General features: G+C 70.8%; 24 protein-coding genes. 13 read left to right on the top strand and 11 right to left on the bottom strand.

Features of this window, described 5'->3' with window-relative positions:
* Positions 1 to 404: 404 nt before the first annotated feature.
* Positions 405 to 1289: a lipid kinase gene (locus JJL56_RS20345; protein ID WP_145626333.1), complete on the bottom strand. Its 885-nt coding sequence runs from the start codon at positions 1287 to 1289 to the stop codon at positions 405 to 407.
* Positions 1286 to 1963 (bottom strand): HAD family hydrolase, encoded by a 678-nt coding sequence (locus JJL56_RS20340; RefSeq protein ID WP_145626332.1) that lies wholly within the window; start codon positions 1961 to 1963, stop codon positions 1286 to 1288. Before JJL56_RS20340 ends, JJL56_RS20345 begins: the two co-directional genes overlap by 4 nt.
* Positions 1964 to 2178: 215 nt before the next feature.
* On the opposite strand from JJL56_RS20340, the gene JJL56_RS20335 reads away from it, so the two are divergent.
* The 3 genes from JJL56_RS20335 (at position 2179) to JJL56_RS20325 (ending at position 5702) form a co-directional block, all read left to right on the top strand.
* Complete coding sequence (locus JJL56_RS20335) at positions 2179 to 3315, top strand: AI-2E family transporter (RefSeq protein ID WP_200486086.1); 1137 nt, start codon at positions 2179 to 2181, stop codon at positions 3313 to 3315.
* Between the two features lie 325 nt (positions 3316 to 3640).
* A complete protein-coding gene (locus JJL56_RS20330) occupies positions 3641 to 4258 on the top strand; it encodes a DUF2076 domain-containing protein (RefSeq protein ID WP_200486085.1) in 618 nt (205 codons plus the stop codon).
* A gap of 385 nt (positions 4259 to 4643) precedes the next feature.
* Positions 4644 to 5702 (top strand): Glu/Leu/Phe/Val dehydrogenase dimerization domain-containing protein, encoded by a 1059-nt coding sequence (locus tag JJL56_RS20325; protein ID WP_145626329.1) that lies wholly within the window; start codon positions 4644 to 4646, stop codon positions 5700 to 5702.
* A 10-nt stretch (positions 5703 to 5712) separates the two neighbouring features.
* Here the strand turns inward: JJL56_RS20325 and JJL56_RS20320 are convergent, their stop codons facing one another.
* Entirely contained in the window at positions 5713 to 6378 is a 666-nt protein-coding gene (locus JJL56_RS20320; RefSeq protein ID WP_145626328.1) for a MarC family protein, read from the bottom strand.
* A 236-nt stretch (positions 6379 to 6614) separates the two neighbouring features.
* Here JJL56_RS20320 and JJL56_RS20315 point away from each other — a divergent pair, with 236 nt between their 5' ends.
* From JJL56_RS20315 to JJL56_RS20305, 3 genes are all read left to right on the top strand, one after another.
* The gene (locus JJL56_RS20315) at positions 6615 to 7616 is read left to right on the top strand and encodes an alpha/beta hydrolase family protein (protein WP_247889468.1); all 1002 of its coding nucleotides are present in this window, start codon (positions 6615 to 6617) and stop codon (positions 7614 to 7616) included.
* A gap of 6 nt (positions 7617 to 7622) precedes the next feature.
* Positions 7623 to 8360, top strand: a complete 738-nt coding sequence (locus JJL56_RS20310; protein ID WP_345772612.1) for a class I SAM-dependent methyltransferase — start codon at positions 7623 to 7625, stop codon at positions 8358 to 8360.
* A gap of 124 nt (positions 8361 to 8484) precedes the next feature.
* Entirely contained in the window at positions 8485 to 8718 is a 234-nt protein-coding gene (locus tag JJL56_RS20305) for a hypothetical protein (protein ID WP_145626325.1), read from the top strand.
* A 3-nt stretch (positions 8719 to 8721) separates the two neighbouring features.
* Here JJL56_RS20305 and JJL56_RS20300 read toward each other — a convergent pair whose 3' ends face one another.
* On the bottom strand, positions 8722 to 9540 hold the full coding sequence (locus tag JJL56_RS20300; protein WP_200486083.1) for a coiled-coil domain-containing protein: 819 nt from the start codon (positions 9538 to 9540) through the stop codon (positions 8722 to 8724).
* A gap of 352 nt (positions 9541 to 9892) precedes the next feature.
* On the opposite strand from JJL56_RS20300, the gene JJL56_RS20295 reads away from it, so the two are divergent.
* A complete protein-coding gene (locus JJL56_RS20295; RefSeq protein WP_200486082.1) occupies positions 9893 to 10672 on the top strand; it encodes a response regulator transcription factor in 780 nt (259 codons plus the stop codon).
* A 24-nt stretch (positions 10673 to 10696) separates the two neighbouring features.
* On the opposite strand, the gene JJL56_RS20290 is transcribed toward JJL56_RS20295, so the two are convergent.
* Genes JJL56_RS20290 through fliF form a run of 7 tightly spaced genes read right to left on the bottom strand, consistent with a single transcriptional unit; the run spans position 10697 to position 16296 of the window.
* A complete protein-coding gene (locus tag JJL56_RS20290; RefSeq protein ID WP_247889467.1) occupies positions 10697 to 11326 on the bottom strand; it encodes a hypothetical protein in 630 nt (209 codons plus the stop codon).
* A gap of 28 nt (positions 11327 to 11354) precedes the next feature.
* On the bottom strand, positions 11355 to 12383 hold the full coding sequence (locus JJL56_RS20285; protein WP_014200129.1) for a flagellar motor switch protein FliG: 1029 nt from the start codon (positions 12381 to 12383) through the stop codon (positions 11355 to 11357).
* Between the two features lie 9 nt (positions 12384 to 12392).
* Positions 12393 to 12716 (bottom strand): hypothetical protein, encoded by a 324-nt coding sequence (locus tag JJL56_RS20280; RefSeq protein ID WP_247876591.1) that lies wholly within the window; start codon positions 12714 to 12716, stop codon positions 12393 to 12395.
* A 4-nt stretch (positions 12717 to 12720) separates the two neighbouring features.
* On the bottom strand, positions 12721 to 13503 hold the full coding sequence (gene fliP, locus JJL56_RS20275) for a flagellar type III secretion system pore protein FliP (RefSeq protein WP_145626321.1): 783 nt from the start codon (positions 13501 to 13503) through the stop codon (positions 12721 to 12723).
* A 32-nt stretch (positions 13504 to 13535) separates the two neighbouring features.
* Positions 13536 to 13877 (bottom strand): flagellar motor switch protein FliN, encoded by a 342-nt coding sequence (fliN, locus tag JJL56_RS20270; RefSeq protein WP_094305794.1) that lies wholly within the window; start codon positions 13875 to 13877, stop codon positions 13536 to 13538.
* Positions 13865 to 14596, bottom strand: a complete 732-nt coding sequence (locus JJL56_RS20265; RefSeq protein ID WP_145626320.1) for a FliH/SctL family protein — start codon at positions 14594 to 14596, stop codon at positions 13865 to 13867. Before JJL56_RS20265 ends, fliN begins: the two co-directional genes overlap by 13 nt.
* A complete protein-coding gene (gene fliF, locus JJL56_RS20260; protein WP_145626319.1) occupies positions 14596 to 16296 on the bottom strand; it encodes a flagellar basal-body MS-ring/collar protein FliF in 1701 nt (566 codons plus the stop codon). The genes JJL56_RS20265 and fliF overlap by 1 nt, the downstream gene beginning before the upstream one ends.
* Before the next feature lie 187 nt (positions 16297 to 16483).
* On the opposite strand from fliF, the gene JJL56_RS20255 reads away from it, so the two are divergent.
* Genes JJL56_RS20255 through JJL56_RS20230 form a run of 6 tightly spaced genes read left to right on the top strand, consistent with a single transcriptional unit; the run spans position 16484 to position 21477 of the window.
* On the top strand, positions 16484 to 16984 hold the full coding sequence (locus JJL56_RS20255; RefSeq protein WP_200486081.1) for a flagellar basal body-associated FliL family protein: 501 nt from the start codon (positions 16484 to 16486) through the stop codon (positions 16982 to 16984).
* Between the two features lie 17 nt (positions 16985 to 17001).
* A complete protein-coding gene (gene fliM, locus JJL56_RS20250) occupies positions 17002 to 18105 on the top strand; it encodes a flagellar motor switch protein FliM (RefSeq protein ID WP_145626318.1) in 1104 nt (367 codons plus the stop codon).
* Positions 18086 to 18742 carry a DUF6468 domain-containing protein gene (locus JJL56_RS20245; protein ID WP_145626317.1) on the top strand — a complete coding sequence of 219 codons (657 nt, stop codon included), beginning with the start codon at positions 18086 to 18088 and terminating at the stop codon, positions 18740 to 18742. Before fliM ends, JJL56_RS20245 begins: the two co-directional genes overlap by 20 nt.
* A 3-nt stretch (positions 18743 to 18745) precedes the next feature.
* A complete protein-coding gene (locus JJL56_RS20240; RefSeq protein WP_145626316.1) occupies positions 18746 to 19468 on the top strand; it encodes a MotE family protein in 723 nt (240 codons plus the stop codon).
* Between the two features lie 32 nt (positions 19469 to 19500).
* Positions 19501 to 20811 carry a flagellar hook-length control protein FliK gene (locus JJL56_RS20235; RefSeq protein ID WP_200486080.1) on the top strand — a complete coding sequence of 437 codons (1311 nt, stop codon included), beginning with the start codon at positions 19501 to 19503 and terminating at the stop codon, positions 20809 to 20811.
* 15 nt (positions 20812 to 20826) lie between these two features.
* Positions 20827 to 21477: a flagellar hook assembly protein FlgD gene (locus JJL56_RS20230; RefSeq protein WP_145626314.1), complete on the top strand. Its 651-nt coding sequence runs from the start codon at positions 20827 to 20829 to the stop codon at positions 21475 to 21477.
* Positions 21478 to 21547: the final 70 nt, after the last annotated feature.

The raw sequence follows: 21547 nt of genomic DNA, 5'->3' as shown, positions 1-21547 counted from the left end.
GCTCATCCCCTGATCCAGGGGTGCGACCGAGAAACTCATCGTCTGCATGGCTGTTCCCGTCCCTGACTCTTCTTTCCCCTCGCGTGGGAGGGGCCCCCGGCTGAAGGGGTCTGGGCCGCGGTTTCGTTGCCCCGGAGAAGGGAAGCGGCTTGGATTGGTGATACGGTATACCAGATACCACTAGCCCGCAAGCGATTATGTTCGCTCAGCGAACTGTTTCACGAACGCACTTGGAATGGAGGGGAATGTCGCGCCGGGGTTGCGGGGCGGAACTGCGAAAATCTGAACGAAGACGAGCCCCCACCCTAACCCTCCCCCGCTATCGCAGGGGAGGGAACTGCCGCCGCTTTGCAAAAGGCTCCCTCCCCTGCGATAGCGGGGGAGGGCCGGGGTGGGGGCAAGCCTCACCGCGGCGGCGCGATGACCGCGACGGCTCCCGGCCGCACGCGGAAGCGCGCCGGGGTGTGGGTGGTGATGTCACCGTCGGTGTTCACCGGGCGGCGGTGGCGGGTGGTGATCTCCACCTCCTGCCCGTACCAGGCATGAACGTTCTTCCAGTGCCCATGCCGCCCGCGGCGGAAGTCCGGGTAGAGGAGGGGCCACTCCCACCAGCCGCGCAGGTCGATGCTGTAGACGTCCAGCTGCCCGTCGTCGGGGGCGGCGTTCTCCTGCACGGTCATGCCGCCGCCGTAATGACGCCCGTTGCCGACGCCGATCTGCACCGACTTGACCCGGTGCCGCTTTCCGTTGATGCGGATCTCGGCGCGGAAGGGCGCCATGCGCCGCGCCACGCGGAAGGCCGCCACGGCGTAGCCGAACACGCCCCAGCGCCGCTTCATCTCGCGCGTCAGTTCGCGGGCCAGCTCGACGCTGAGACCGATGCTGGCGACGTTGAAGAAGGCCACGCCGTTGACCTCGCCCAGGTCGATCCGGCGAATCGGCCCGCTGACGGCCAGCTTCGCCGCCTCCCGCACATCCAGCGGGATTCCCAGCGTGCGCGCCAGATCGTTCGCCGTGCCCATGGGCAGGATGGCGAGCGGCAGGCCGGTGTCGGCCAGCGCCGGGGCGGCGGCGTTCAGCGTGCCGTCACCGCCCCCGATGATGACCATGTCCACCGAGTCGGCATGGTCGCGGATCGCCTCGGCGATGTCCTCCCGCTCGCGGCACTCGGCGCGGATCAGGGTGACGCCCGCCTTCGCGGCCTCCTCCCGGATGTCGTCGAGCGCGCGCTGCCCCTGGCGGGCCTTCCCGTTGACGATCAGCAGCGCGCGGCGTCGGTCGGCGCTCAGCGTCGGCCTCCCACCTCGTCCAGATGCTCCAGCAGGCTGGCCGGGTCCTCATAGACGCGGAAGGCGCCGGCCCGCTCCAGCTCGTCCTGCCCGTAGCCGCCGGACAGCAGCCCGATGCTGAGCGCGCGGGCGCGCCGCGCGGCCAGGATGTCCCACACGCTGTCGCCGACCACGATGGCCGACTCGATGGGGACGCCAAGCCGCTCCGCCGCCGCCAGGAACAGGTCGGGGTCGGGCTTGGCGTATTTCACCTGATCGCGCGTGACCACCGGCACCCGGTCCGGGTCCACGCCCAGAGCCTCCAGCCCGGAGCGCGCCGTCTCGATCCGCCCGCTGGTGGCGATGGCCCAGGGGATGCCCGCCGCCGTCAGGTGGGACAGCAGCTCCTGCGCACCGGGCAGCGGGCGGACGCGCCCGGCAAGCCCGCGGAACGCCTCGGCGTGGCGGCGGCGCAGCCTTTCCAGAAGCTCCGGGCTGATGGCGAGGCCGGTTTCGCGCAACAGCATGTTGGCGAACAGGCCGCCGCTCATGCCGATCTTGCGGTGGATGCGCCAGACCGACAGCTCGATCCCCTCATGGTCCAGCGCCTCCTGCCAGGCCAGCACATGCTGGTAGACGCTGTCGATCAGCGTGCCGTCGAGGTCGAACAGGAAAGCCGTGTTGATGCGGTCCATGGCGTGTGTCCCCAAGGCTGAATCCCGCTCCGGCGGAGCCGGCCCCAGTGAGTTGGTGCCGGGCCTGCTGCGCCGCAACGTCCCCCCGGCGGCAATTCTGCGCCCCCGCCGGGAACGGGGCGCGGCGGAACATCGCGGCCGGTTCCGCGTCAAGCTCATGCTGCCCCTCGGGCGGCGGATTGCAACGACGGGCGCAACGGCGGGGAGCGGACACCTTGGCACAGCGAGAGGACACGGACGGCAATCGGCGCTGGTCCATCGACCGGATCACGCTCGGCCTCTGGCTGGTCGGCCTGCTGGCCGCCTTGGCCGTCCTGTGGGGCCTCGGCGCCGCCTCGCCGGTGCTCATCCCGCTGGCCGGGGCCTTCTTCGTGGCGGTCGCCGTGGCGCCAGTCGGGCGCTGGGTGCGCGACCGGGTGCCGCCGCGGCTGGCCCTGCTCGGCCCGCTCGCCGCGATGCTGACGGTGCTGCTGGTGCTCGCCGTCTTCGCCGGCGGCCTGTGGTTCATCGGCCAGCGCGTGGCCGGCGAGGTGCCGCGCCATGCCGAGGAGCTGCAACGGCTGTGGGGGCAGGCGAACGGCTGGATCGACGGGCTGCGCGAACAGTTCCTCGGCGATTCAGGCGGCGATTCAGGCGGCGGCTCCGGCAGCGACGGGGGCGGAGGCGGGGCGGAGGCGCTGTCCGGACTCGTCGCGTCGGTGCTGACGGCGGCGCGGGAGGCCGTCTCGACGATGGTCATCGTGCTGTTCCTCGCCCTGCTGATGCTGGTCGAAGCGCCGGTCTGGCGCGAGAAGATCGTGAAGACGCTGGGGCCGGAGCGCTGCGCCACCACCGTCACCGCGGTCACCGCCATCGCCCAGCAGTTCCGCCGCTTCCTGCTGGTCAGCACGACGCTGGGCCTGATCACCGGGGCGCTCTACATCGGCTGGCTGTCGCTGTTCGGGATCGACTTCCTGTTCCTGTGGGGCTTCCTGGCCTTCCTGCTGAACTACATCCCGGTGATCGGGTCGGTGGGAGCGGCCACGCTGCCCGTGCTGATGGCGCTGGCCCAGGGTGGCTCGTCCACCGCCCTGATGGTCGCCGGCGGGCTGCTGGTGATCGAGCAGGTGATGGGCAACTTCATCGGCCCCCGGCTGGAGGGCAAGCAGCTCGCCATCTCCCCGCTGGTGATCGTCAGTTCGCTGCTGCTGTGGAGCTGGCTGTGGGGGGCGGCCGGGACCGTGCTGGCGGTGCCGATGACTGTCCTGATCGCCATCGCGCTCAGCCACATCGACGCGCTGCGCCCCTTCGCCTTCGTGCTGAGCGACAAGAGCGACCGCCGCCGCTTCGAGGCGCGCACCCGGCCGGAATAACGCAGCGCTGTTTTCCGTTATTTTTCTGGCGCCCCCCTCTCTTGACAGGTTTCCCGGCCCTCCCCACGTCTCCGGGACCTGTGATCCGGGCCCCTCTGGCGACTTAGACGTGGTCGCGATGTCGGATCTCTTCACCTGCTCTTGCGCCGACGGGCGTGACCGCACTTGGAGGGACTGAATGCTCCCATGGACCCGCGATCCCCAGACCTCTCCCACACTCCCCATACCCTCCCGGCCCCCTCCGGACGCCGCCGCCCGCCCCACGGACGACGCGCCGGGGCACGCCCGGACCATCCCGCAAACCACCGAGAGCACGAGCACCGCCATGGACCAGACCGAACGCCAGATCATTGACGACCTCTTCGCCAAGCTGCGTCAGGCCGAGGCCCAGTCCGGCCCGCGCGACCCGCAGGCCGAAGCCCACATCCGCGACACCATCGCCCGCCAGCCGGCGGCGCCCTACCTGATGGCCCAGGTCATCGTCATGCTGGAGCAGGCGCTGGCCGCCTCGCAGAACCAGAACCAGGAGCTGGAGCGCCAGCTTCAGGAGCGCCCGGCCGCGGCGGCCGGTGGCGGTGGCATCTTCGGCGGCCTGTTCGGTGGCGGTGGCGCCTCCAAGCCCGCCCCGGCCCCGCAGCAGCGCCCCGGCGGCTCGCCCTGGGGTCAGGCGCCCGGCGCCGCCCCGGCCTATGGCGACCCGCGCGTCGCGGCCTATGCCCAGCAGCCGCAGCGGGCCGGCGGCGGCTTCATGGCCGGCGCCATGCAGACCGCCATGGGCGTGGCCGGCGGCATGCTGATCGGCAGCGCGCTGTCCAGCGCCTTCTCCGGCGGCGGCGAGGCCATCGCCCAGGAGGCCCAGGGCGCCGTCGATCAGGTGGCCGAGGAGATCCCCAGCGAAGAGGATTCGTGGGGCGGCTTCGGCGGGGACGAGGAGGAATTCTGATCCCCGCGGGAACCGGCCGGGCGGCCTCCCCCCACCGCCCGGCCGGTTCCCGGCCTCCTTCCCCCTTTTGAGAGCGGACCGGAAATTATCGTTCGCGGTCCCGTCCGCGACACTTTCCCGCCGCCGGACCGCCCCGGCGCTCATCTCCTTGCTTTTTGCAGGCCGGCCAACCGTCCGTCTTGCCAGCATTTTCAGGCGCATCTAGTTTCCTTCAAGAGAACATCCCGTCGCTTCCCCGCCCGACCATGCAGGGGTGAAGCACAGGGCAAGGAAAAGCGGACACGCCGTACCACCGCACGGCGCGCGGAACTCTTCCGCGTGCAACGCCCGAGCTTTGCGTCACGGTGATCCCCGCTTTTCAAAAAGAAAAAATTAGGAGGAAACCGTGCAGCTGTTCGACCATCCCGATTTCGACGACCATGAGCAGGTGGTCTTCTGCTCCGACGCCGCGTCCGGCCTGCGCGCCATCGTCGCCGTTCACGACACCGCGCTCGGCCCGGCGCTGGGCGGTTGCCGCATGTGGCCCTACACCAGCGACGAGGAGGCCCTGCGCGACGTGCTGCGCCTGTCGCGCGGCATGACCTACAAGTCGGCCCTGGCCGGCCTGCCGCTGGGCGGCGGCAAGTCGGTCATCATCGGCAACCCGCGCACGGACAAGAGCGAGGCGCTGCTGCGCGCCATGGGGCGCCACGTCGAACGGCTGGGCGGACGCTACATCGTCGCCGAGGATTCCGGCACCGGGGTGCCCGACATCAAGACCATGGCGCTGGAGACCGCCCACGTCTCCGGCGTGGTCGAGAAGGCGACCACGGGCGGCGGCACGCGCAGCGGCGACCCCTCCCCCTCCACCGCCTACGGCGTCTTCGTCGGGCTCCGCGCGGCGGTGCTCCATCGCCTGCACCGCACCGACCTGGAGGGTCTGACCGTCGCCATCCAGGGCGTGGGCAGCGTCGGCGGGCATCTCGCCCGCTATCTGGCCGAGGCCGGGGCGCGGCTGTGGGTCGCCGACATCGACGAGGCGCAGGCCCGCCGCGTGGCCGACCGCGTCGGCGCCACGCCGGTGTCCGCCGACGCCATCTTCGATCTGGAGGTGGACGTCTTCGCCCCCTGCGCGCTGGGCGCCGTCCTCAACGACGGCACGATCCCGCGGCTGACCTGCCCGGTCGTCGCCGGGGCGGCCAACAACCAGCTCGCCGAGGCCCGGCACGGGCAGGCGCTGGCCGACCGCGGCATCCTCTACGCCCCCGATTACGTCATCAACGCCGGCGGGGTGATCGACGTCCATTACGAGCGCGCCGGCTACGACCACGGTCGCGTGATGAGCCACATCGAGCGGATCGCCGACACGCTGACCGAGATCTTCGCCCGCGCCGACATGGAGCGCAAGCCGACCGCCGCCGTGGCCGACCGCATGGCCCGCCAGCGCGTGGGCCGCGCGCGCTGATTTGGGCTGGTCAGCGCCCCGAGGCCAGCGCGGGGAAGGCGTCCAGGATGCCGGTCAGCAGGATCTGGACGCCGACGCAGAACAGCAAGAAGGCGAACAGCCGCGTCAGCACGCGGGCGCGGGTGTGGCCGAGCAGCGCCACCAGCCGGTCGGCGGAGCGGTAGGACAACCAGATCAACAGCGCGATGGCCAGCGCCGCCGCCGACACGCCGATGAAGAATTCGGTGAGCCCTTCTGTGCCCCTGGGGCGGGTGGCGCCCAGCGCGATGGCGACGGAGATGGTGCCCGGACCGGTGGTGAAGGGGATGGTCAGGGGAAAGAAGGCCGACTCCCCGACATCGGATTCCCCGGCATCCTCCGCCGGGGCGGCCTGCTCCTGCTTGCGGGCCTCGTGGGCTTCCGGCGCGCTCAACAGCGCCCAGGCACGCTCCGCCACCACGAAGCCGCCGGCGATCCGCAGCGCCGCCAGCGAAATGCCGAAGAAATTCAGCACATAGGACCCTGCCCACAAAGCCGTCAGCATGACGATGGCCGAATAGACGGCGACCAGCGTGGCGAGTTGCACCCGCTCGCCGTGGTTGCGCTCCGCCGTCACCTGGCTGAAGATCAGCGCCATGGCGATGGGGTTGACGATCGAGAACAGCGCCGTGAAGGCGAGAAGGAAGCTGTCGAACATGGGACGGGCCGGCCTGTGCCTTGGCGGTTCGCTGGGCTCACCGCCGTGGTACAGCGCGGTCCGTTCCTTGGCAAGGCGCTATGATTCGCGGACCCCATTGTTCAGGCAGGAAACGTCGTGCTTGCCGTTCGGCCGGCAAGACGGCCACACTCCCCCCGGCGGGGAAGGCTTCGAGACGTGATGCCGGAGGGGCTGCGATGGGTCCGCGAACACGGCGGTGGGTTCTTGCTCTTGTGATGACCGGGCTGCTTCCGGTCCTGTCCGCGCGGGCGGAAACGCCGGCCCAGTTCCGGGCGGCGGTGTCGCAGATCGCCTACGCCGATCCGGGCACCGGAAAGACGGTGCCGATCCTGCTGCTCTACCCGACGCGCGATCCCGTCCAGCCGATCCGCCGGGGACCCTATCATCTGAACGTCGCCCCGGAGGGCGGGCCGGCGCTGGATTCCGTGCCGCTGGTGATGATGACCCAGGGACCGGCGCGCAATGGTCTGGCGATGGTCAGCGTCGCCCTGTTCCTGGCGCGCCGCGGGATGATGACCGCCATCGTGACCCATCTCGGCGGCATGGAACCGGACGCGGACCCCAGGGCCGGCAAGGGCGACCGGATCGGCACCGTCCCGCTGTGGCCGGAATTGCCGCTGCAGCTCCGCGCGGCGCTGGACGCCGTCCTGGACTCCTCGCCCATGGGCTTCCGGGTGGACCGGCAGCGCATCGGCGTTCTCGGCTATGCGGCCGGAGGCCATGCGGCGCTGGCGGCGGCGGGCGGGATCGCCGATCCGGGGCGGCTGGCCCAGATCTGCGTCAACCATCCGGACAACCGCAGCCTCTGCCCGGCGGGCGCCAAGACCACCGCCGCGACCTCGCCGAAGCGGCTGGAAGCCGCCACCGATCCCCGCATCCGGTCGCTGCTGCTGATGGACCCGGTCGGCGCGCTGTTCGGGGACGGCGCCCTCTCCCGCGTCACCGTCCCGGTCCGGCTGTACGAGGCGGAGAAGGGCGACGAGAGCGGCGCCCTCCAGGTGGCGCGGGTGCGCGGCCTGCTGCCCCGGCAACCGGAATACGACCTCGTTCCCGGCGCCGGCCACTACGCCTTCCTGACGCCGGTTCCGGCCAGCGCCGCCGCCCGCTTCGGCGCGACGGTGCAGGACCCGCCGGGCTTCGACCGCGCCGGCTTCCACGCGCGGCTGAACGATGAGGTCCTCGATTACTTCCGGCGGACGCTGAACGCCGCGCCCTGACCCACCGTGGCCGGAACGCCCTCAACACCTGCCAACCACCAAGAAAAACGGAAACGCACCATGACGACGATGACCTTGAAGGAAGCCCTGGCCGAGGTTCTGGACCCACGGGACCGGACCGTGGTGGATGTCGGCTGCGGCGACGGGGCGCTGACCCGCCATTTCGCGGGGCTCGGCGCGCGGGCCATCGGCATCGAGATCAGCGAGGGCCAGCTCGCCCGCGCCCGCAAGGCGGAGCCGGTGTCCGGCGCCGACTACCGCGTCGGCAAAGGAGAGGCGCTGCCCCTGGAGGACGCGTCGGTGGACGCCGTCGTCTACTCCAACAGCTTCCACCACCTGCCGCTCGCGGTCATGGCCGACGCGATGGCCGAGGCGGCGCGGGTGCTGAAGCCCGGCGGCACGCTGGTGGTGGTGGAGCCGATCGCCGACGGGGCCTATTTCGAGGTCATCCTGCCCATCGAGGACGAGACCGAGGTGCGCGCCGCCGCCTACGACACGCTGAAGCACCCGCCGCTGCCGCTGCAGGCGGTGGACGAGACGGTCTACGGCACGGTGGTGCGCTACCGCGACGCCGATCATTACCTGAGCCACGTCACCGCCGTGGACCCGGCGCGGCGCGAACGTCTGCCTCCGGTCGAGGCCGAGGTCCGCCGCCGCTTCGCCGCCAACGGGCGGACCGACGCGGAGGGGATGACCGAATTCGACCAGCCGATGCGGCGCGTGGTCTTCAAGAAGCTGCCCTAAGCACGACCCGCTTGGCAGCGATACGGCGGCGTGCCAGCATGAGCGCCGCCGTTTGGTCACAGGCGCGCCGTCGCGCGTCCGGGGCATAGTGGAGCGGCGTCACTCCATTCAAAGGTCGAAGACCATGCCCCGCCCCGCCCTGTCGCGCTCCGGCCTGCCCCGCTCCAGCTTGTTTGCCGCCGCCCTGGTCCTCCCGGCGGCCTTGCTTCTGGCCGGTTGCGGCGTGGTGGTCGCCACGGTGGACACGGCGGCCAGCGTCGCCGGCTCCGCGGTCAGCGTCGCCGGCGACGTGGTGTCGGCCACGGCCCATGTGGCGACCGCGCCCTTCCGGGGCGGCGACGACAAAGATGACGAGTAAAGCTCAGCGACGGAACATGCGGCGCCACCAGGGACGCTGCCGCCGAGCCAGTTCGGTCACCAGGACGCGGCACTGGTCGCGCATCGCCTCGTAGGCGGCGACCTCGGCCTCGCGGTCGCGGCGCAGGCCGTCCAGCGTGCCGGTCAACCGCTCCAGCCGTTTCTCCAGCTCCACGCCGGTCCGGCGCTCCCGCTCCAAGGCCGTCTGCGCCTCCTCGCTGCGGCGCTCCGCCGCCTCGATGCGCTGACGGAAGCCGCGCTCCCGCGCCTCCGCGTCGGCGATCAGCCGTTCCACGAGATCACCGATGCGCTTGCGCTCCGACTCCCGGTCGGCCTGGAACCGGTCCAGCGCCACCGCGTGGGACAGGCGCAGGGCGGCGATCTCCGCGTTCACGGCGGACAGCCGGTCCTCCGCGTCCTGCAGCGCGCGGGCCATGCCCTGCTCGCGCGCCGAGGTCTCGGCGATCAGCGTCTCGACCAGCTGGTTGATCCGCTCGCGCTCCGCCTCGCGGTCGCCCTGGAGGGTCCCGATCTCCCCGGAGCGTGCCCGCTCCACCTGCCCGATGGCCTCGCGCCAGCGGTCGCGTTCGGAGGCGTGCTCGGCGATCACCCGCAGCCGTTCCGCCCGTTCGCTGTCCGCCGCGGCCTCGGCCTTGGCGATCTGTTCGCCCAGCGTGGCGACCTGATCCCCATAGACGCGCAGGAGTTGCGTGGTTTCCTCCAACGGCGCCTTCGCCGTGCGCTGCCGCGTGGCGCGCTTGGCCGGTGCCGCGGGCGGAGGCGGCGTATCCTCGGCGTTGGAGAGCGGCATCATCTCGGTCATCGCGGCTTATCCTGACAGTCGGGCCTGCACCGCCACAGTAGCGCGTCCCGCGCGCCCCGCACAGGAACCTTTTTTCCATAGGCCAGGGCCGGTGACAGCCCGGAGAAAGCGGAGCCGAGAATTCGTCCTGTATTTTCACTGTTTTCGTCGGCAAATTTTGCAAAATCATGTTTGTTAACGGGTTTTAAAACCGCTTTAACGCCGACTCCCGGCTCCCGCCAAGGTATTAACACCAACGATTGACAGTACGGAATTCGATTGGTTTTTTGAATGACGTTTGCAGGCGCGAAAAAAGACTTTTCCTAAAAAGCAAATCAATCGCCCTGGCCGATCCGATTCTGCGGAGAACCCCATGCGTGCTGTCCTGGTTGAACCGAATCCCCTGATCGCCGACGCCCTCGGCCGTCAGCTCGGCATGGGGAAGATCCGCTACGACCGCCAGGATTGGGCGGGGCTGGAGGAACTTTTGCAACAACAGGGGGCGGACGGGCTGGGCTACGACGCCATCGTCCTGGGCAGCGTCGACGACCCGGCGCGCTGCGTGGCGGCGTTGCGCGCGCATCAGGTCGGGGCGGCGATCCTCTGCCTGCTCGACCGGCGCTGCGTGACGACGACGGTGGAGCTGCTGCACGCCGGGGCCGACGACGTTCTGGTCAAGCCGGTGGTCAGCGCCGAGGTGCGGGCGCGCATCGAGGTGGCGCGGCGGCGCTCGCGCGGCCTGCTGAGCAACGCGGTGCGGGTGGGCCGGCTGACGGTGTTCCTCGACGGGCGCGACCCGGAGGTCGGCGGCGAGCGGCTGCGGCTGAGCCAGCGCGAGCACGCCATCCTCGGCGTCCTGGCCGCCCATCACCGCCGCGTGGTGTCCAAGGAGCACATCTACGACGAGGTCTATGGCCTGTCCGGCGCCGACCCGCTGGACAAGGTCATTGATGTATACATCTGCAAGCTGCGCAAGAAGATCGCCGAGGCCACCGGCGGCGCCCGCTACATCGAGACCGTCTACGGACGCGGCTACAAGTTCGAAGCTCCGCCCGAGCATGAGGACCCTGCCCCGGCACTGCCGACGCGCCGGGTCTTGCCGGGCTACGCGGCGTTCGGGCGCGGGGTTGGCGAGGCACGGCTGGCGGGGTGAGGGGGAAGTGGTCGCGTCGAGCCCTCACCCCGACCAGTCTGCGCTGAGAGCCTCCTCCTCCAGATCCAGCCACGCCCCGGCCAGCGGTCCCACCGTCAGGTCGCCGCCCAAACCCGCGTCGCCCATGGCGCCGGCGAAGCCGTCCTGCATGTCGGCCAGCGCGGCGGAGGACAGACCGCCGCCGGTCTGCAGCGTCACGTCGAACCGCCGCCCCTCCCCCGCCGCGACGAGTTGCACCGCCCCCAGCGCCGGCAAACGCATCTGCAGGACCAGCGCGCTCCCCGTCTGAAGATCCACCCCGTCGGAAATGGCGCAGAGCAGGCCGCGGCAACCGCCCGCTACCGTGCCGTCCATCACCGGGATGCTCATCACCCGCCACTCCCGCCCGTCGGCGGTCCGGCGGTGGCGCGGGGCCAGCGCCAGGTCGAGATCGTCCAGCAGGGCGCCGCCGTCGAGCTGCTCCAGCAACCGGCAGCGCTTCGGCCCCAGCCACGCCCGCGCGCCGTTGGCGGTCGCCGCTAGGAAGAAGGCCAGCCCGAGGCCGAAGGTGGAATCGCAGCGCGGCAGCCCGCCGCGCAGTTCCTGCGCCGCCCGCGGGTCCAGCGCCTCCACCACCGCCAGCAGATGGCCGACCTCGGCGACCGCGTCCGGCATGAGCACACCCATCAGTAAACGACGGCCATCAGTAAACGACGGCGTCCGCTTCGTCCGATTGCGGAAGGACGATCGCCCCGTCGTCGGCCATGGCCTTGGCGACCTGCACGATCTCCGCCTGCGCCTCGTTGACGTCGCGCATGCGCACCGGCCCCATGTTCTCGATCTCGTCCTGGAGGATCATGCGGGCGCGCTCGGACAGGACGGACAGGAAATGGTCGCGCTGCAGCGCCTCCGCCCCCTTCAGCGCGATGGCGAGCTGGCCGGTGTCGCAGCGCCGGATCACCGCCTGCAGCGACACGCGGTCGAGCCGCAGCAGATCCTCGAAGGTGAACATGAGCTGGCGGATGCGGTGGGTCGAATCCGGCATCACCGCGTCCAGGTCGGTGAAGATGTCCGCCATGGTGTCGCGGTCGATACGGTTGAAGATGTCGGCCATCCGCTCGTGCGTGTCGGCGCCGTGGGTGCGCGCGTAGTTCGCCATGAACTCGTTGTGCAGGATGGATTCGATGTCCAGCAGCACCTCGCGCTGCACGGATTCGATCTGGATCATCCGCTCGATCACCTCCAGCCGCAGCGCCGGGGCCAGCAGCGGCAGCACCTTGGCGGCGTGGTCGCTGCGCATGCGCGACAGGATGACCGCCGCCGTCTGCGGGTACTCGCCCGCCAGATAGGTGGCGAGCACGGCCTCGTTCACGTTGGACATCTTCTCCCACATGGTGCGGCCGGCCGGGCCGCGGATCTCCCCCATGATCTCCGACACGCGGTCGTCGGGCAGGAAGCGGGAGAGCATGCGCTCCGTGCTGTCGTAGGAGCCGACGACGGAGCCGGTGTTGGCGAAGCGCTCCGTGAAGCTGCGCAGCAGCGCCTCGACGAGGTTGGAGGTGACGTTGCCCAGGCTGGCCATGGCGCGGCTGACCATGCGGATCTCGTCGTCGTCCAGCTTCTCCATCAGGCGGGAGCCGCGTTCCTCGCCCAGCGCCAGGAAGATCACCGCGGTCCTCTCCGACCCGCTCAGGCTCTTGAAATTGTCTCGGATCTTGATCGGCATGCCCATGCTGGCACCTCAGAAGAAGCGGTCGGCGGTCAGGGTGGAGTGGTCGGAGTCGTCATCCCGCTCCAGGGGGCGGTCGCCCTGCAGGCGGTCGTGACGGAAGGCGTTCGCCAGGACGCTGCCGGCGACCAGCACCATGCGGTGCGGCACCAGCGGGTTCGGGTCGAGCGCGTTCAGAAGGGTAATGACGGCCGTCTCGTCGTCCACCGTGACGCCCCGCCGTCTGGCAAAGGCGGTCACGCTGTCGGCCATCCCCGACGCCCCGGCGGGGGGTGCGGCGGGCGGCGCCGACAGACCGGCGGAGGGAACGGCGGGCAGCAGCCGGGGCTCGGTCATCGCGTCAGGTTCCCCCATAGGAGCGGATCAGGCTGTTGGCGATCAGGAACCAGCCGTCGGTCAGCACGAAGAAGATGATCTTGAAGGGCAGTGCGATCATCACCGGCGGCAGCATCATCATGCCCATCGCCATCAGCACCGCCGCCACCACCATGTCGATCACCAGGAAGGGCAGGAAGATCAGGAACCCGATCTCGAAGGCGCGGCGCAGCTCCGACAGCAGGAAGGCCGGAACCAGCACGCGCAGGTCGGCGGTGGCCGCCGTCTTCGGCTGCTCGGCCTCCGGCTTGCCGGAGAAGCCGGCGAAGGCCGACAGGTCCTTGTCCCGCACCTGGGAGGCCATGAAGTTGCGGAAGGGCTCGACCATCCGCTCCAGCCCCTGCTCCTGGGTCACCTGCTCGTTCAGCATCGGGCGCAGCCCGTCCTGCCACGCCGTGTCGAAGACCGGCCCCATGATGTGGAAGGTCAGGAACATGGCGAGGCTGATCAGCACCATGTTCGGCGGCGACTGCTGAAGCCCGAGCGCCGAGCGCAGCAGCGACAGCACGACGATGATCCGGGTGAAGGAGGTCGCCATGACCAGCAGGCCCGGCGCCACGCTGAGCACCGTCAGCAGGACGATGCCCTGGATGACGCGCCCGGACAGCGACCCGCTCTCCCCCGTGGCGCCGCCGAGGGCGCTGCCGATGGAGGACAGGTCCAGCCCGCCGCTCTGCGCCCAGGCCGCCGCGGGAAGCAGAACGGCGAGCGCGGCGGGAAGGCCGTACAAGGACAGGCGTCGGATCATGGCGGGAACCCGTGGATGCGGTGCCGGGGGTGTCAATCGATCGCCAGATCGGTGCGCACGATCTCGGTCAACGTGACGCCCAGCCGCTGGTCCTCGACGATCACCACCTCGCCACGGGCGACCAGACGGTGGTTCACCAGGACCTCCACCGGCTCGTCCACCTTGCGCTCCAGCTCCACCACGGCGCCGCGGCCGAGCTTCAGGAGCTGCGCCACCAGCATGCTGGTGCGGCCGAGCACCACCTGCACGTCCACCGGGACGTTGTAGATGGCGTTCATCGAGCCTCCGGCGACCGCCGCGGCGGGGATGCCGGCGGCGTCCTTCTCGGCGGGCTTGGCGTCGTCTTCCAGAACGTCGAGGTTCAGTGGGGCCATGATGCGGTGCTTTCCGTGTCGGTGAAGAGGTCATGTTCGGTGGACAGGGCAGCCAGCGCGCGGTCGCACAGGCCGTCGACGGCGCGCTCCACCGCTGCCGGGTCGTAGCGCAGGCCCCCGGCCTCCCAGGCGGCGTCGAGCCCGCCGGGCGGCAGGGATGCGTCGGCGACGACCTCCAGCGAGCCTTTGAAGCCAAGGGAGTCCGGGTCGGCCAGCTTGGCGCGAACGGGCTCCGCCAGATCGGGATGGACGCGCAGCCGCAGCCGCGGCGACCCGCCGGCCAGACGCAGGGCATCCGTGGCGAGCCGTTCGGTCTCCGCCGCGCCGATGCGCTCCAGCAGCGCCGGGGCGAGGCGGCGGACGAGCGCCAGCATCACCGCCGACCCTTGCGCCTCCACCCCGCGCAGGGCGTCGGTGAAACGGTCGTCCAGGGCAGCCAATTGCTCGTCGAGATGGGAGAGCGCCTGCGCCAGCGCGGCGTCGGTGCGCGCCGCGGCCTCCGCCGCCCCTTCGCGCCGGCCCTGCTCCACCCCCTCGGCAAAGGCGCGGACTTCGGCGCCGTAGACGGCGGCCTGGAGGTGGCGTTCGGAATGGACGATCTCGTCGAGCGGGTCGATGGGGTCCGGTTCGGGAGCAACGCCGAACTCCGCCGCCGCCTGCGCCGCGGCCTGGGCCGTGCTGTCGAAGCGCAGGTCGAAGCGGTAGCGCGGGTAGCCCATCAGACCGCCTCCTCGTAGAGCCAGGAGCGCAGGATATCGATCGCCTCATCCGGGTACTGGTCCACGATGTCGCCCAGCCGGCGGATGGAGGAGGCGCGCACCCGGCCCTCCACCGTGCGCAGCTCGATGAGCTGGTCCATCGTCTCCTCGATGCCCGGCAGGGCCGCGGTTGCCTGCTCGCCCGCGTCGGTGAGCTGGGCCGCCTGCATGGCGGGATCGCTGCCCATGGCCGGACCGGTGAGCTGCGGCATCGCCGCTCCGGCGGCCAGCGCCGGGGCAGCCGCTTCCGCCGCCACCGGCTCCGGCGCCGGGAAGACGCGGCGGATCAGCGGGCGCAGCCCGAGCACGATCAGCAGCCCGCAGAGCACCAGCAGGATCACCCACTGGATCAGCGTCATCACGTTGCGGCTGAGCGTGTCGACGATCTCCGCCATCGGCTCGCGGGCGCCCAGCTCGGGGGCGAGGTTGACGAACTCCAGGTTGTCGACGGTCACCCGGTCGCCGCGCGCCTCGCTGAAGCCCATGGCGGAGCGCACCAGCTCGGTGATGCGCTGCAGCTCCTCGGGCGAGCGCGCCTCGTAGCTGCGCGTGCCGTCCTGCGCGGTCGCCCAGGTGCCGTTGACCAGCACGGCGACGCTGACCCGGCGGATGTCGCCCGGCTCGATCACGGTTTCGCGGGCGACGTTGGAAATCTCGTAATTGACCGTCTCCTCCTGGCGCTTGGAGTCGGAGGAGGAGCGGTTGTTCTGGGCCTGGGCGCGGACCTCGCGCTGCGGCAGGTTCTGCTCGGCGGTGACCGGCGGCTCGCCCGTGCTGTCCAGGCTGCGGTCCTGCTCCTGCACCGTCTGGGTGGAGCGGACGACCTGGCTGTTCGGGTCGAAGCTCTGGCTGCGCACGACCTCGCGCTTGGTTTCGACATCGACAGCAACCTGAACGCGAACATTCCCCTGCCCCAGCCGCGCCACCAGCATCTGCTCGATGGCGCGGGAGATGCGCGTCTCGTGGCCGGCGCGCAGCCCGTCGACCTTCGCCGAGGACCGGGCGTCGCCGTCCTCCTCGGTCAGCAGCACCTCGCCGGAGGCGTCGAGCACGGTGACCGCGCTCGGCTTCAGGTTTGGTACAGCGGCGGAGACTAGGTGGCGGATGGACAGCGCCTGCCGCCGCTCCAGCGGCGCCCGGCCGCGCATGCGCACCACGATGGAGGCGGTCGGGGTGGGGGCGGCGCGCGAGAACTCCTCGCGGTCAGGAAGCACGATGTGGACGCGCGCCGCCTCAATGCCGGACAGCGTCTCGATGGTGCGGGCCAGTTCGCCTTCCATGGCGCGCAGCCGGTTCATCCGCTGCATGAAGCTGGTGATGCCCAGCGGCTTGTCGGTGTCGAACAGCTCGTAGCCGATGCCGCCGCGCGACGGCAGGCCCTTCTCGGCCAGCAGCATGCGCAGCCGCGGCACCTCGGCCTCCGGCACCTGGACGGCGGTGCCGTCGAAGGCGGCGGACACCGGCACTCCCATGGCCTCCACCGCCTTGACGATGCGCCCGGCCTCCGCCGGTTCCAGCCCGGTGTAGAGTGGCGTCATGTGCGGCCGCGACAGCAGAACCGCCATGGTGGCGACCGCCAGGACGATGCCGACACCCGTGCCGGCCAGCACCAGAAGGCGCGTGCGCCCAAGCGTCCGCAGATTGTCGATCAGTCCCGTCACGACACCCGCACCTTTAAAGTTTCCGAAAAGCGGGGACCGTAATGTTCACCCCGTGAGCCTTCACAACCTACCGGGATGACTTTTAAGCGGAGTAAAAGCCGCGAAGATAGACCGGAAGGAAGTCGCTAAAACTTGATCGTTTAAAACAGTCTCTCAAATTTTCGGTATTTTGGAGGCGCCGGCCGCGATGAATACAGATGCTGGAAAGGCAAGGACGGGAACGCCGGGCCGGCAGCGGATGTACGTCATCGTGCTGCCGCTGGCCCGGCTGGCGCTGGGGGCGGCCGCCCTGTGCGGCGTCGCCGCGGCCGGGTTCGGCGGCTACTGGATGGCCGTCGGGCCGGACGGGGTGGCGCGGCTGTTCGAGGGCACGCCCATCGCCGAACCGGCGCAGGCGACGCTCGACATGCCGGAGCTGCTGGTGAACCTGCGCCCCGACACGCCGTCGCGCTTCATGAAGATCGGGGTGACGCTGGCGCTGGCGCCCAAGGACCGCGGCCGGGTGGAGCAGGCGATGCCCCATATCGTCAACGCCCAGCAGGAGTTCCTGCGCAACATCGACCAGCACGACCTGCGCGGCTCCGCCGGTCTGCTGCGGCTGCGCGAGGAGCTGCGCCGCCGCTTCAACCTGATCCTCGGCCCGGACACGGTGTCCGACGTCCTGCTGCGCAGCCTTCTCACCCAATAGCCGACCCAGAGGAACGGATGAGCACTCCCATCGACAACGACGGCGGCGGCGAAAACGGCGGCACCGGGGACGATCTGGACTGGGGCCTGGACAGCAGCACCGGTGAGTCCGAGGCCGCCACCCTGATGGCCGACACCAAGGAGCTGAGCCAGGAGGAGATCGACCGCCTGCTGAACTTCGCCGTCGGGCCGCAGACGGAATCCGTCGGGCAGACCCGTGCCATCGAACGGCTGATCAGCACCACGACGGTCAACAAGGACCGTCTGCCGATGCTGGACGTGGTCTTCGACCGCATGGTCCGGCTGCTGAACACGTCGCTGCGCCAGTTCTCCTCGACCAGCGTGGAGGCCAGCCTGCTGCGCATCGACTGGCTGCGCTACAACGAGTTCCTCGACACCATCGAGCTTCCGGCCCTGGTCGGTGTCGCGCGGGCGGAGCAGTGGGACAACCACATCGTCGTGTCGGTCGACAGCGCGCTGATCTACTGCATGATGGACGTGCTGCTGGGCGGACGGCGCAGCCGCGCCCGGCGCATCGACGGGCGCACCTACACCTCCATCGAGCGCAAGATCACCGAGCGGCTGATCCGGGTCATCCTCCAGGATCTCAGCCAGTCCTTCGACCCGATCACGCCCATCGACTTCACCTTCGACCGGCTGGAGACGAACCCGCAATTCGCCACCATCACCCGCGCCACCAACGCGGTGATCCGCGTGCGCATTGCGGTGGAGGTGGAGCGCCGCGTCGGCCATGCCGAGGTGGTCATCCCCTACGCCACGCTGGAGCCGGTGCGCGGCAAGCTGGTGCAGACCTTCATGGGCGAGAAGTTCGGCCACGACACGGTGTGGGAAAGTCACCTGAAGGCCGAGCTGATGCGGGCCAAGCTGGACCTCGTCGCCGTGCTGCAGCAGACGCAGGTCTCGCTGGGCGAGGTGCTGAACTGGGAAAAGGGCACCTCGCTGAAGCTGCGCATCGACCCCGACGCGCCGGTGGTGCTGCAAAGCAAGACCACCCCCCTCTTCGCCGGCCACATGGGCCAGCGCAACGGCAACATCTCCGTCAAGATCGACACCGACCTGGAGACCAAGCAGGAGCTGATCGATGGTCTCATTCCTCATTGACGCCGTTCTGGCGGTCATGCTCGTCACCGCCACGGTGTTCCTGGTGATCGTCAACAAGCGGCTGAAGGTGATGCGCTCCAGCCAGGCCGAGATCGGCGCGCTGATCGGCACCTTCTCCAAGACCATCGACGAGACGGAGGCCTCGGTGCAGCGGCTGGTCGCCGCCGCGACGGAGGCCTCGGCCAAGCTGTCCGACGGGCTCGACCGCGCCAAGGGCGTGACCGAGGAGGCGGCGCTGGTGCTCGGCTCCTGCGAGCGGGCGTCCAAGCGCATCGAGGCGTCCGTGCAGGAGGCCCGCGCCCTGGTCCGCCGGCTGGAGGACGGCCCGGCGCCGCGCCCGCGACCCCGCCCGGTCCCGCCGTCCGCGGCCGTCCCCGCCACCGTCACGGAACCGGTGCCCGCCCCCGCGAACGCCGCTCCCGCGCTGGACGGCGACGCGCCGGAGGACGAGGACGGCTTCCGCCCGATGCGCGTCGCCGCCCTGGCCGGAGCCGCCACCCGCCCGGCGGAGGAACCGCCGCCCGTCCCGCAGACCACCACTGAGACCGCCGAATCCATCGTGGACACCGGCGGCGCGCGGCAGCAGGCCGCCAACGCCTTCTACGCCCGGCTGCGGGCCATCGGACCGGAGCGCTGAGCCATGCTGCGCGTACTTCCCATCACGCTGGTGGCGATCCTGATGGTGCTGCCGCTCAAGCTCGGCTCGCTGATGGAAGGATTGCCGGTGGTTGCCCAGCAGTTCGACCGCGAGTTCGGCAAGCATGAGCGCCCCTGGGCCAAGGACCTGAAGGGCGACGCGGAGTCCTCCTCCCTGGACGCCCCGCCAGCGCCGGCCCCCGCTCTGGCCGCGCTGCCGATGACCGCGGCGGCTTCGCCCGCGGACGCCGCCCTGCCCGCGGCGAGCTGCACCGACCCGGCCCTGCGCGCCGCCATCGTGGAGCAGAAGGCCGACGTGACCGCCCGCACCCGCCATCTCGGCGAGGCCGAAGCGGTGCTGGCCGCCGCCGAAACCCGCGCCACCGCCCAGATCCAGAAGCTCAGCGCCATCAAGCGCGACGTAGAGGCGCTGATGCAGCAGCGCTCCAACCTCCAGCAGGAGGATCTGAAGCGCATGGTGACGATCTACGAGACGATGAAGCCGCGCGACGCCGCGCGCATCTTCAACGACCTGGAAACCGACATCATCATCGACGTGCTGGACCGCATGGCCGAGCGCCGCTCCGCCCCGATCATCGCGGAACTGGAGGATGGCAAGGCGCGCGAGGTCACCCGCCTCGTCCTGCAACGGCGCGCCCTGCCCGGCGACCGCCCACCGCCGCCCGCCCCGCTGCCCGTCCGCCTGATGCAGACGCCGACGAATTGAACCCGGTCGCGGTTCTCTCACCAAGAGACATCATGCCCAGCCTTTCCGACGTCATCGCCGCTCCGCCGCCCCGCCCCGCCCGTTCCGCGGAGGGAACCGCGGCGCCGTCCCCCGGCGCGCCGGGTGAGCGCGAGGCGTCCGGCACGCCCTTCGCCGACCTGCTGGACGACGCGGCGGGGCGCGGCGGCGCCGATGCGGACGGCGACCCGGCGGACTCCTCCGCCCAGACCGGCGGCGCGCCGGCCGGCGCCGACGCCGCCCTGGCCGCGCTCCTGCCGCTGCTGACCGCCCCGCCGCCCGCCACGGCGCCGGGCATCGCGGACGCCGCAGCTTTGCCGGACTCCTTGCCTTCGACCGGCGCCCTGCCGGTGGTGCCACCCGTCACGGCCCCCCCGGCGGAGACCGCCGCGACGCCCCAGCCGCCGGCTCCGGCCCAACCCGGTCCGCCGCAACCGGCCGCGTCGCTTCCCATGGTGCCCACCGCCGCGGCGCCGCCGAACGCCAGACCGGACGCCGGGCCGGACGGGACGACGCCGGAGGCCACGACCGACTCAGCCGCACCCGCCACCCCGTCCGTTCCCCTGCCGGCTTCCGGGGCCAAACCGGACTCGGCCCCGCTGTTCCAAGCCAAGGACCCCGCGACGCCCGCCAAGGGCGACGCGACGCAGGCTCCCTCCCCCCAGCTTCAACAGGCGATGGCCCAGGCGGGCGGCAACGCCGCGTCCAACGGCGGCACCGGCCAGAATCCGGGCCAGGGGCAAGGCCGCGGCACCCCGCCCGGCGGACCGGAAGCCTTGTCAGCGCTGTCCTCCCCGGCGGACCCCGTCGGCGCGGCGCCGCTGCCTTCAGCCATCGCCCCGCCGGCGGCCCACGCGGCGGCTCACTACGCCGCGCATCCCGGCGACAACGCCGCGGCGCGGCTGCCCGCCGCCCAGGTGGCCGGCCAGTTGGTGCGCGTCGTCGAGGCGGGCGGCGGCGAGTTCCACATCGACCTGAAGCCGGAGGAGCTTGGCCCCGTCCGCGTCGTCGCCGAGCTGAGCGGGGCCCGCGTCGCCCTGCATGTCCAGGCCGAAAGCCCGGAAACGCTGGCCCTGCTGCGCCGGGACATCCATCACTTGGAGCGCGCCCTGTCCGACGCCGGGTTCGAGCTGGACGGCGGCACCCTGAACTTCTCGCTGCGCGGCGACGGCGAGCCGCGCGGCTTCGCCTTCTCCGGCCAGGGCGACGGGACGGGAGGGCGCCAGGACGGCCCCGGACGGGCCTTCCGTCCCGTCGATCCCGCCGCCCTGCCCCCCGAACGCGCCGCCCGCCCCATCGACGGCCTCGTCGACATCTCCGTCTAGCCGCAAGGACCCGCCATGACCACGACCGCGGCCACCAACACGGCCACCACACCCCCCTCCGCCGCCGCGAAGAAGCAGACGGTGGATTACGAGGCGTTCCTGAAGCTGCTGACCGCGCAGCTCCGCAACCAGGACCCGCTGTCACCCATGGACGCCACTCAGTTCATGACGCAGCTCGCCCAGCTCTCCACTGTGGAGCAGGGCGTGCGGACGAACGAGACGTTGGGGCAGGTGCTGGACACGCTGAAGAACAGCGGCATGCGGCTGGACATGGCCTATCTGGGCCGCAAGGTGGAGGCCGCGTCGGACCGCATCAGCCTGTCGGAAGGCAAGGCGGAGATGGCCTACGCCATCGACGGAGCCGCCGCGTCGGTGAAGATCGAGGTGGTGAACGACGCCGGGCAGGTGATTTACAGCGCCCCCGGCAGCCCGAAGACGGGCCGGCAGACCTTCACCTGGGACGGCAAGCGCAGCGACGGCACGGCCGCCGCGGACGGCACCTACCTCGTGCGCGTGACGGCGAAGGACAAGGCCGGCGCGTCGCTGACCACCGCCACCGTGACGACCGACACGGTGGCGGAGGTGCGCAGCGTCAACGGCGAGACGCAGTTCGTCCTGAAGGGCGGAGCCACGGTGAAGGGCACGGACATCCTGTCCGCGTCCTGATCCTTGCAACGGTGGAAACGGCACGCGGGCCGGCGGGGGAAGGCTGTTCCCCCGCCGGCCCGTCGCCTTT

The organism is Azospirillum aestuarii, assembly GCF_016632405.1.
GTDB lineage: Bacteria > Pseudomonadota > Alphaproteobacteria > Azospirillales > Azospirillaceae > Azospirillum > Azospirillum aestuarii.
The sequence above is the reverse complement of the archived record's forward strand: the minus strand, read 5'-3'. Positions and strand labels throughout refer to the sequence as shown.

Bases quoted from the DNA above. Each gene is read 5' to 3' on its own strand.
- JJL56_RS20295 (WP_200486082.1), top strand. From the start codon at position 9,893: ATGCGTGCTGTCCTGGTTGAACCGAATCCCCTGATCGCCGACGCCCTC.
- JJL56_RS20240 (WP_145626316.1), top strand. From the start codon at position 18,746: ATGCTGCGCGTACTTCCCATCACGCTGGTGGCGATCCTGATGGTGCTG.
- JJL56_RS20235 (WP_200486080.1), top strand. From the start codon at position 19,501: ATGCCCAGCCTTTCCGACGTCATCGCCGCTCCGCCGCCCCGCCCCGCC.
- fliP (WP_145626321.1), bottom strand. From the start codon at position 13,503: ATGATCCGACGCCTGTCCTTGTACGGCCTTCCCGCCGCGCTCGCCGTT.
- JJL56_RS20290 (WP_247889467.1), bottom strand. From the start codon at position 11,326: ATGCCGGACGCGGTCGCCGAGGTCGGCCATCTGCTGGCGGTGGTGGAG.
- JJL56_RS20320 (WP_145626328.1), bottom strand. From the start codon at position 6,378: ATGTTCGACAGCTTCCTTCTCGCCTTCACGGCGCTGTTCTCGATCGTC.
- JJL56_RS20340 (WP_145626332.1), bottom strand. From the start codon at position 1,963: ATGGACCGCATCAACACGGCTTTCCTGTTCGACCTCGACGGCACGCTG.
- JJL56_RS20330 (WP_200486085.1), top strand. From the start codon at position 3,641: ATGGACCAGACCGAACGCCAGATCATTGACGACCTCTTCGCCAAGCTG.
- JJL56_RS20300 (WP_200486083.1), bottom strand. From the start codon at position 9,540: ATGACCGAGATGATGCCGCTCTCCAACGCCGAGGATACGCCGCCTCCG.
- JJL56_RS20280 (WP_247876591.1), bottom strand. From the start codon at position 12,716: ATGACCGAGCCCCGGCTGCTGCCCGCCGTTCCCTCCGCCGGTCTGTCG.
- fliN (WP_094305794.1), bottom strand. From the start codon at position 13,877: ATGGCCCCACTGAACCTCGACGTTCTGGAAGACGACGCCAAGCCCGCC.
- fliM (WP_145626318.1), top strand. From the start codon at position 17,002: ATGAGCACTCCCATCGACAACGACGGCGGCGGCGAAAACGGCGGCACC.
- JJL56_RS20255 (WP_200486081.1), top strand. From the start codon at position 16,484: ATGAATACAGATGCTGGAAAGGCAAGGACGGGAACGCCGGGCCGGCAG.
- JJL56_RS20305 (WP_145626325.1), top strand. From the start codon at position 8,485: ATGCCCCGCCCCGCCCTGTCGCGCTCCGGCCTGCCCCGCTCCAGCTTG.
- JJL56_RS20230 (WP_145626314.1), top strand. From the start codon at position 20,827: ATGACCACGACCGCGGCCACCAACACGGCCACCACACCCCCCTCCGCC.
- JJL56_RS20265 (WP_145626320.1), bottom strand. From the start codon at position 14,596: ATGGGCTACCCGCGCTACCGCTTCGACCTGCGCTTCGACAGCACGGCC.
- JJL56_RS20285 (WP_014200129.1), bottom strand. From the start codon at position 12,383: ATGGGCATGCCGATCAAGATCCGAGACAATTTCAAGAGCCTGAGCGGG.
- JJL56_RS20245 (WP_145626317.1), top strand. From the start codon at position 18,086: ATGGTCTCATTCCTCATTGACGCCGTTCTGGCGGTCATGCTCGTCACC.
- JJL56_RS20315 (WP_247889468.1), top strand. From the start codon at position 6,615: ATGACCGGGCTGCTTCCGGTCCTGTCCGCGCGGGCGGAAACGCCGGCC.